This window comes from Chryseobacterium sp. CS3K3.1 (assembly GCF_059515165.1).
Map to the genome: position 1 here is coordinate 1 of NZ_JCAKRV010000039.1, position 3127 is coordinate 3127.

At 47.0% G+C, this 3127-nt stretch carries 2 tRNA genes and 2 rRNA genes; all 4 read left to right on the forward strand.

Going from position 1 to position 3127, the window contains the following annotated elements:
• Positions 1-94 precede the first annotated feature (94 nt).
• Positions 95-1611: ribosomal RNA gene (locus tag AC5YGI_RS21925) — 16S ribosomal RNA — on the forward strand.
• A 220-nt stretch (positions 1612-1831) separates the two neighbouring features.
• A tRNA-Ile gene (locus tag AC5YGI_RS21930) sits at positions 1832-1905 on the forward strand.
• 81 nt (positions 1906-1986) lie between these two features.
• Positions 1987-2060: transfer RNA gene (locus AC5YGI_RS21935), tRNA-Ala, on the forward strand.
• Positions 2061-2213: 153 nt separating this feature from the next.
• Positions 2214-3127 (forward strand): 23S ribosomal RNA (locus AC5YGI_RS21940); the annotation flags it as partial.

Sequence of the window (3127 nt, forward strand, 5' to 3'; positions counted from 1 at the left end):
AAAGCGGAAGATATAAAGATCATTGACATACAATATAACAACCAAGTAAGGAAAAACTAAAGCGTTAAAAACTTTGAGTGAGTCAGACAAACATACAATGGAGAGTTTGATCCTGGCTCAGGATGAACGCTAGCGGGAGGCCTAACACATGCAAGCCGAGCGGTAGAGATCTTTCGGGATCTTGAGAGCGGCGTACGGGTGCGGAACACGTGTGCAACCTGCCTTTATCTGGGGGATAGCCTTTCGAAAGGAAGATTAATACCCCATAATATACTGGATGGCATCATTCGGTATTGAAAACTCCGGTGGATAGAGATGGGCACGCGCAAGATTAGATAGTTGGTGAGGTAACGGCTCACCAAGTCTACGATCTTTAGGGGGCCTGAGAGGGTGATCCCCCACACTGGTACTGAGACACGGACCAGACTCCTACGGGAGGCAGCAGTGAGGAATATTGGACAATGGGTGAGAGCCTGATCCAGCCATCCCGCGTGAAGGACGACGGCCCTATGGGTTGTAAACTTCTTTTGTATAGGGATAAACCTACCCTCGTGAGGGTAGCTGAAGGTACTATACGAATAAGCACCGGCTAACTCCGTGCCAGCAGCCGCGGTAATACGGAGGGTGCAAGCGTTATCCGGATTTATTGGGTTTAAAGGGTCCGTAGGCGGATCTGTAAGTCAGTGGTGAAATCTCACAGCTTAACTGTGAAACTGCCATTGATACTGCAGGTCTTGAGTGTTGTTGAAGTAGCTGGAATAAGTAGTGTAGCGGTGAAATGCATAGATATTACTTAGAACACCAATTGCGAAGGCAGGTTACTAAGCAACAACTGACGCTGATGGACGAAAGCGTGGGGAGCGAACAGGATTAGATACCCTGGTAGTCCACGCCGTAAACGATGCTAACTCGTTTTTGGAGCGCAAGCTTCAGAGACTAAGCGAAAGTGATAAGTTAGCCACCTGGGGAGTACGAACGCAAGTTTGAAACTCAAAGGAATTGACGGGGGCCCGCACAAGCGGTGGATTATGTGGTTTAATTCGATGATACGCGAGGAACCTTACCAAGGCTTAAATGGGAAATGACAGGTTTAGAAATAGACTTTTCTTCGGACATTTTTCAAGGTGCTGCATGGTTGTCGTCAGCTCGTGCCGTGAGGTGTTAGGTTAAGTCCTGCAACGAGCGCAACCCCTGTCACTAGTTGCCATCATTAAGTTGGGGACTCTAGTGAGACTGCCTACGCAAGTAGAGAGGAAGGTGGGGATGACGTCAAATCATCACGGCCCTTACGCCTTGGGCCACACACGTAATACAATGGCCGGTACAGAGGGCAGCTACACTGCGAAGTGATGCAAATCTCGAAAGCCGGTCTCAGTTCGGATTGGAGTCTGCAACTCGACTCTATGAAGCTGGAATCGCTAGTAATCGCGCATCAGCCATGGCGCGGTGAATACGTTCCCGGGCCTTGTACACACCGCCCGTCAAGCCATGGAAGTCTGGGGTACCTGAAGTCGGTGACCGTAACAGGAGCTGCCTAGGGTAAAACAGGTAACTAGGGCTAAGTCGTAACAAGGTAGCCGTACCGGAAGGTGCGGCTGGAACATCTCATTTTAGAGCGTCTTTTGACGTTAAACAAAATCAGTATCGTAAGATACATTATACTTACTTAAAGTATAGCTTTAGTTTTTTGTTTGGTTGCTATATAAAAATACAAAACCCACTAGAAATTAGTAAAGGGATTGAGAGAGGCAAAGAAGATAAAAGCAGAGAGAGAAAGACGAAGAAATTAGTCTATTATCAATCAGTCTATCATCTTTTACGTCTAAAAGACAGTCTCGTAGCTCAGCTGGTTAGAGCGCTACACTGATAATGTAGAGGTCGGCAGTTCGAGCCTGCCCGAGACTACTAATTAAAGCGGTAAGCATTAAGCTGGAAGCAGTAGGCAATACGCCTAAAGCTTATAGCGTAAAGCCTGCAGCACCTAGAGGGGAATTAGCTCAGCTGGCTAGAGCGCCTGCCTTGCACGCAGGAGGTCAAGGGTTCGACTCCCTTATTCTCCACAGTTTTGGAAGACTGATTTAAAAGTTACGAATGGAGCCAAAAACAACATTTGTTCATCAGTTGGAAAAGAAGAAATTAAGATCATTGACATTAACGGTAAAGACATCACAAAGAGAAAACCGAGCGCATAAAGCGCTTGAGTAACCAATAGGAAAGAAATCGTTAAGGGCGTATGGCGGATGCCTAGGCTTTCAGAGGCGACGAAGGACGTGGTAAGCTGCGAAAAGCTGCGGGGATTGGCACACACGAATTGATCCGCAGATATCCGAATGGGGCAACCCGGCATATTGAAGATATGTCACCTCGTAAGAGGAGCAAACCCGGAGAACTGAAACATCTAAGTACCCGGAGGAAAAGAAATCGAAGAGATTCCGTAAGTAGTGGCGAGCGAAAGCGGATTAGCCCAAAAGTCTTTTTATGTTTAGAGGAATGTTCTGGAAAGAACAATCGTAGAAGGTGATAATCCTGTACTCGAAAGGCATAATAAGATGATAAATGAGTAGGGCGGGACACGTGAAATCCTGTCTGAATATGGGGGGACCATCCTCCAAGGCTAAATACTCCTGAAAGACCGATAGTGAACAAGTACTGTGAAGGAAAGGTGAAAAGCACTTCGAATAGAAGGGTGAAATAGAACCTGAAACCGTACGCCTACAAGCGGTCGGAGCAGCGTAATGCTGTGACGGCGTGCCTTTTGCATAATGAGCCTACGAGTTAATTTTACTAGCGAGGTTAAGGTATTAAGTACCGGAGCCGGAGCGAAAGCGAGTCTGAATAGGGCGTATAGTTAGTAGGATTAGACGCGAAACCTTGTGATCTACCCATGGGCAGGTTGAAGCTCTGGTAACACAGAGTGGAGGACCGAACCGGTTGACGTTGAAAAGTCTTCGGATGACCTGTGGGTAGGGGTGAAAGGCCAATCAAACTGGGAGATAGCTCGTACTCTCCGAAATGCATTTAGGTGCAGCGTCGTATATAAGTTTATTAGAGGTAGAGCTACTGATTGGATGCGGGGGTTTCATCGCCTACCAATTCCTGACAAACTCCGAATGCTAATAAATGTTCT